Raw genomic sequence first — 5,163 nt, 5'->3', positions numbered from 1 at the left:
AGCAAACATTAATGTTGCCTGACACGACGCCTTCGCGAGCAAGCCCGCTCCCACAGGGTCAGTGGTGTGCGCTCATACCTGGAACTGCCAATAGAACATCCCTTTCGCCAATACCACAATCAGCACCATGTGCCCGAGAATGCTGCGCCGCAGCCAGCCGGCGCGCCGAGGGCTCAGGCGGTCTGTCCGGAGCCAGTACGCCAGCCACAAGTAGTGCCCGACGATGCTCAACGCCAGCACCATCTTCAGGCTCAGCAGCAAGCCGAAGCTGCTGTCCAAGGGGTGGCTCAACGCACCGCGATGCTGCCAGGCCAGACCGATGCCCGCGCTGTACAGCAGCAACACCACACCGTGCAGCACCTGCCGCGAGCGCTTGCCGATGGCTTGGTCAGCGGCGTCACGGGCGCCTTCGACCAGCGGCTTGCGGGCGGCATGCCAGATGAAGACTTCGAAAAACAGCGTGCCAATGAAGGCAATCGCTGCCAACAGGTGCGTGACCAGCAAGAGCCCATACATTATCGATTACCTGCGATCAGTCGTTTCATCCCGGATGCCCGTCCACCCGGGCCTGCAACAGCATCGGCCCGTACCGCCAGGCATAGAGCCCGAACGCCAGTGTCCAGCACACCCCCGCCAGCCATAGCCCGGCCAGCGGGAACAACAGCACCAGCAGCACGCGACTCAAGCACGCCAGGTTCAGCAGGATGAACGCCAGCGTCATCCCCGCCGGCGGTTCCAGGGGACGCCCGGTATGACCGAGGCTGACACGGGCAATCATCGCCAGGATCAACCCGGCCATGGCGCCGATGGTCAGGCTGTGGACCGCCAGGCTCGGATTCACCGGCACGCCGAAATGCCACAGCGCCATGCCCAGGCAGGCCAGTGCCAGCCAGGCGTAGGCCAGGTGCAGCGACCACAGCAACGGCACTCGCCACAGATCCCGATCATGCCAACGCACCAGGCGAATACCATGGCCTGCCGCCAATGCAGTGAACAACAGGCCGCAACCGAGATTGATCGTCAGCGCCACGCCGCACGCATATAACAGCGCCACCAGCGCCGCCCCCACCAGCAACAGGCGGTCGAGCCATGGCCAGGCCGCGACGCCTTGCACCCGGCCAAGACCTCGCTGGGTAAAGAACGGAATCACCCGCCCGCCGATCAACCCCATCATCGCCGCCACCAGCCACAGGCCGGTGAGCACGCTTTGCCGTTGCAGGCCCTCGTTGTGCTGCACCAGGCCGTAGACCGACAACGCATCGGCCGCGGCCAACAGCAGCAGTACCAGGACAATCGGGTAGTTGCGCTTCTGTCGCACCCGCCACAACGCAACCCCCATCAACGCCGCGACCGCCAAGGCAAATCCCAGCTCCAGCGACACCAGCAACGGCCAGGGCGCATCGACCAGCCAGGCCAGCCGAGCCCCCAGCCACAACGCCGCCAGCGCCGTCAGACGCTTGCCGCTGAGGCCAGGGGTACCGGTCCAGGTCTGCACCGCCGTCAGCAGGAACCCCGCGACAATCGCCAGGCCAAACCCGAACAACAGCTCATGCCGGTGCCAGGCCAGCCAGCCACCGGCCGGCTGCCACGCCGATAATTGCCCGCTGAATACCGCCAGCCACAGCGGGACGGCCAGCAACGCCAGCACGCAGCCGGCCAGGAAAAACGGCCGGAACGCCAGGCGCCACAGCGGCAAAATGGCCATGGCCTTGCGACGGTCAAGCACTTGCATACATCACTCCTTAACCTCATCGCGCCACAGGGCCACTGACGAGGGTCAACGAACAAGGTTCCAATGATCGGCTATCGATGCCTGGGGGAGCTTGTCTCAGATCAAGCTCGCTTATCGGCGGTCGGGTGCCTCGGAGGGGGACTTGCAAAGGCCTTGCCGAAACTGCCTGCGATACGGTCTCGAAAAGTGCACCGATTCCCTGTGGGAGCGGGGTTGCTCGCGAAAGCGTCGGGTCAGCCAACCTCGATGTTGAATGGGCCGCCTTCGCGAGCAAGCCCGCTCCCACAAGGGACTGCGGCAACCAGGGTATTTAGGACCGCATCAGGGTTCTTTTAACCTTTCAGCGCCTGGGTCATTTTCACCCTCTTCATCCCGAACCCTGCTGAATACCGGCCTCCAGCGCCTGGCCCAGCTCTTGCTCAGGCAAGTCATCGACTTTTCTACCTGGGCCCTTCCATGAAATTCATCACTCTCCCCCTCGCGTGGTTCGTCCTGCTGTCCTGCGTCATCGCGCTTGCCAGCAGCCTGTCCCTGAGCCTGCTCTGAACCGATCAACTTCCAGTCTTTACAAGGATCCATCCCATGGTGCTCCACCGCATCCATCACCAGATTCTGCGCAGCCATCATCTGTTCGAGCCGTTGAATGAAGAACAGCTCGATGAACTGATGAGTACCAGCCAGCTGTTGAACGTCGACAAGGGCGAGCCGCTGTTCCTCCAGGGCGAGCCGGCCCAGGCGTTTTATTTCGTGATCGCCGGAGCCGTGAAGATTTACCGGCTGACTCCGGATGGCCAGGAAAAGGTCTTCGAGGTGATTGGCGAGCGCCAGACCTTCGCCGAAGCCATGATGGTGATGGACACGCCCAACTACGTGGCCTCCGCCGAGGCGGTCGGCCCAACCCAGTTGTACCGGCTGTCCAACGCCACCTACATGCGCCTGTTGCAAAGCAACAGCCGGCTGACCTTCGCCCTGCTCGGCAAGCTTTGCGTGCGTCTGCACCAGCGGGTCAACGAGATCGAGACGCTGTCGCTGAAGAACGCCACCCACCGCGTGGTGCGCTACCTGCTCACGCAACTGGTGCGCCTGCAAACCGTGGACAGCCAGTTCGAACTGCCGATGGCCAAGCAATTGATCGCCGGGCACCTGTCGATCCAACCGGAAACCTTCTCACGGATCATCCGGCGTCTGATCGACGAGAAAATCATCACCCAGGACGGTCGGCAGATCGCGATCCTCGACCGCCTGCGCCTGGAGCAATTCGAATGAGCCCGCAGCCCACCTGCCTGTATTGCCAGCGGGCCTATCATGCCGATGAAGCCGAATGCAGGCAGTGCGGCATGCCGCTACCGGCCCAGGCTTGGTTGGCCGGCGAGCGACGGCTGCGGCGCTTCGCCTGGTTCTGTGTCGGCTTGACGCTGTTTTGCATCGTCATGTTCTTCTGGTTGCCCCGCGACATCGGCTGAATCCTCAGTCCTGAGTCAATTGCCGGTACAGCTGCACAAGGCGCAGCGGCAATTGTTCGGGCTGGCGGATCAAGGTGTAGCCGCTGGCACCGAACATATACGGCAGATAATCCCCCGCCTCGCGGTCAATGGTGATGCAGAACGGCGTCAGCCCCTGGCGTCGCGCTTCGAGCACCGCCTGGCGGGTGTCTTCCACGCCGTAGCGGCCCTCGTAGAGGTCCAGGTCATTAGGCTTGCCGTCACTGAGAAGCAGCAACAGTTTGCGCCGTCGCTTGCAGCTCGCCAGCCGTTGTGTGGCGTGGCGGATCGCTGCGCCCATGCGCGTGTAATAACCCGGTTTGAGACCTTCGATCCGGCCACGGGTGTGGTCGTCGTAGCGCTGGTTGAACGTCTTGAGTTCATGCAGCCGCACTTGCTGGCGGCGCAACGAGGAAAACCCGTACAAGGCGAAATCATCCCCCAGCACCGAGAGAGTCTCGCCAAACAGCAACAGGCTGTCGCGGATCACCTCGATCACCCGATGTTCGTCGTTGAGGTGGGCGTCGGTGGACATCGACAGATCCGCCAGCAGCAGGCAGGCCAGGTCGCGGCGGGTCTGGCGCTGTTCGAGGAACAGACCGCGTTCGCTGCATTGGCCGTGCTGGCGCTCGACGTGAAAATCCAGCCAGGCTTGCAGGTCCAGCTCCGAACCCTGGGCCTGCTGGCGTAGCCATTGGCGATCGTTGCGCAAGTGTTCGAACTGGCGGCGCAAGCGTTGCGCCGCAGGACGCAGGCGTGCCGGCAACGGCTGGGGTTCGCAGTCGCGGGGAATGAAGGTTTGCACGCTGACGAAATCATCCTGCAAGCGCTGTTTGCGATAGTCCCATTCCGGCAACCGGATGCCCTCGCCCAAGGGGATGTCATCCACCTCGGCCGGGGGCAGGTCCAGGTGCAGTTTGAGGCCGCCGCCTTTGCGTAAGCGGGTCCGCGACAGGGTCAACTGGTCAAGGTCTTCGGCGACGCGGGCGGCGTCCGGGTCTTCGCTGTCATCGGCCCAACGATCCAGGTCGACGTGCTCGGTCCAACTGAACAGGTTTTCCAGGCGCACGATCAGCAGGCCGCCATCGCGGGTGGTTTCGTCGATCCGCTCGGCGCGCTTGCGACCGCCCTTCTGCTCACCCGCTGGCGTCGCCAGGTATTGCTCGGACTCCTCAAGGTCGGCAGCCTGGGGATTGGCCAGGTGTTGCGGGGGATACAGCCACAACGGCAACGGCCAGGCCGCCCGTTCGCTACGCGGGAAATGCTCGACACTGCCGGGTTCGCGCAAGGCCTGGCACAGCGCGCGCTCCAAGGCGGCTTCGGCCGGGTTGAGACTGGCCGGGTCGGGACGCAAGGCCAGATGCGCCTCCACCAGCCGCCGATAGCGCGCACGTAGCGCCGGGTAGCGCTGCAACACCGCCTGGGTCCAACGCTGGTTGTCGCGTCCCCAGTGCTGCATCGACCCGGACTGCGCGGCCAGCAAGGCGAGCCAGCGATACAGCTCTTCGTTCAGCGCGGCATCGGGAAACGCCGCCAGACTCGCCGGCAAGCGCAAGTTGTCGCCATCGCACCAGGCGAGCGGGACTTGCTTGCAGGTGCCGGCGATCTGCTGCAACAGGTTACGGCGCAGCAGCAGGTCGCGGTCACTGACGGCTTCCACCCCCAGGTGACGGGCCCCGCCGGTGGCGCGAAACAGTACCTGCAAGGCCCGTTGCCGCTCGCTCAACTCGACCCGCGCCTCGGGGAAATCGGCGCTGGCGCGGCGGGTGATAAAACGGTGCCAGACGCTGCCGACCCATTCTTCGAGTTCAAGGGTGAATGCCATGGTTACTTTCTCCTCAACACCGCTTCATCGTGGCCTGGGAGCTGTTGTGGCGAGGGAGCTTGCTCCCGCTTGGGTGCGAAGCGCCCACAAAATAGGTCGGCTGCGAAGCGCCCACAAAAACAGGG

General features: G+C 63.8%; 5 protein-coding genes. 2 read left to right on the top strand and 3 right to left on the bottom strand.

Going from position 1 to position 5,163, the window contains the following annotated elements; translation table 11 throughout:
* Positions 1-72: 72 nt before the first annotated feature.
* Together RGM2987_RS00605 and RGM2987_RS00600 are read right to left on the bottom strand one after the other, a co-directional pair.
* On the bottom strand, positions 73-516 hold the full coding sequence (locus RGM2987_RS00605; RefSeq protein WP_245138181.1) for a hypothetical protein: 444 nt from the start codon (positions 514-516) through the stop codon (positions 73-75).
* 25 nt (positions 517-541) lie between these two features.
* Positions 542-1,732, bottom strand: a complete 1,191-nt coding sequence (locus RGM2987_RS00600; RefSeq protein ID WP_245138180.1) for an NnrS family protein — start codon at positions 1,730-1,732, stop codon at positions 542-544.
* 582 nt (positions 1,733-2,314) lie between these two features.
* On the opposite strand from RGM2987_RS00600, the gene RGM2987_RS00595 reads away from it, so the two are divergent.
* Both RGM2987_RS00595 and RGM2987_RS00590 read left to right on the top strand, forming a co-directional pair.
* Positions 2,315-2,998 (top strand): Crp/Fnr family transcriptional regulator, encoded by a 684-nt coding sequence (locus tag RGM2987_RS00595; protein ID WP_245138179.1) that lies wholly within the window; start codon positions 2,315-2,317, stop codon positions 2,996-2,998.
* Entirely contained in the window at positions 2,995-3,195 is a 201-nt protein-coding gene (locus RGM2987_RS00590) for a protein DnrP (RefSeq protein WP_245138178.1), read from the top strand. The genes RGM2987_RS00595 and RGM2987_RS00590 overlap by 4 nt, the downstream gene beginning before the upstream one ends.
* 4 nt (positions 3,196-3,199) lie before the next feature.
* Here RGM2987_RS00590 and RGM2987_RS00585 read toward each other — a convergent pair whose 3' ends face one another.
* Positions 3,200-5,038, bottom strand: a complete 1,839-nt coding sequence (locus tag RGM2987_RS00585; RefSeq protein WP_245138177.1) for a VWA domain-containing protein — start codon at positions 5,036-5,038, stop codon at positions 3,200-3,202.
* Positions 5,039-5,163: the final 125 nt, after the last annotated feature.

Origin of the sequence: Pseudomonas sp. RGM2987 (assembly GCF_022952855.1) — a bacterium.
GTDB lineage: Bacteria > Pseudomonadota > Gammaproteobacteria > Pseudomonadales > Pseudomonadaceae > Aquipseudomonas.
Note: the sequence above shows the minus strand (reverse complement) of the source record. Positions and strands in the feature narration are given on the sequence as shown.

What these genes read in the sequence shown, in the direction of transcription:
- RGM2987_RS00605 (WP_245138181.1), bottom strand. Translation starts at nt 516, where the DNA reads ATGTATGGGCTCTTGCTGGTCACGCACCTGTTGGCAGCGATTGCCTTC.
- RGM2987_RS00600 (WP_245138180.1), bottom strand. Translation starts at nt 1,732, where the DNA reads ATGCAAGTGCTTGACCGTCGCAAGGCCATGGCCATTTTGCCGCTGTGG.
- RGM2987_RS00595 (WP_245138179.1), top strand. Translation starts at nt 2,315, where the DNA reads ATGGTGCTCCACCGCATCCATCACCAGATTCTGCGCAGCCATCATCTG.
- RGM2987_RS00590 (WP_245138178.1), top strand. Translation starts at nt 2,995, where the DNA reads ATGAGCCCGCAGCCCACCTGCCTGTATTGCCAGCGGGCCTATCATGCC.
- RGM2987_RS00585 (WP_245138177.1), bottom strand. Translation starts at nt 5,038, where the DNA reads ATGGCATTCACCCTTGAACTCGAAGAATGGGTCGGCAGCGTCTGGCAC.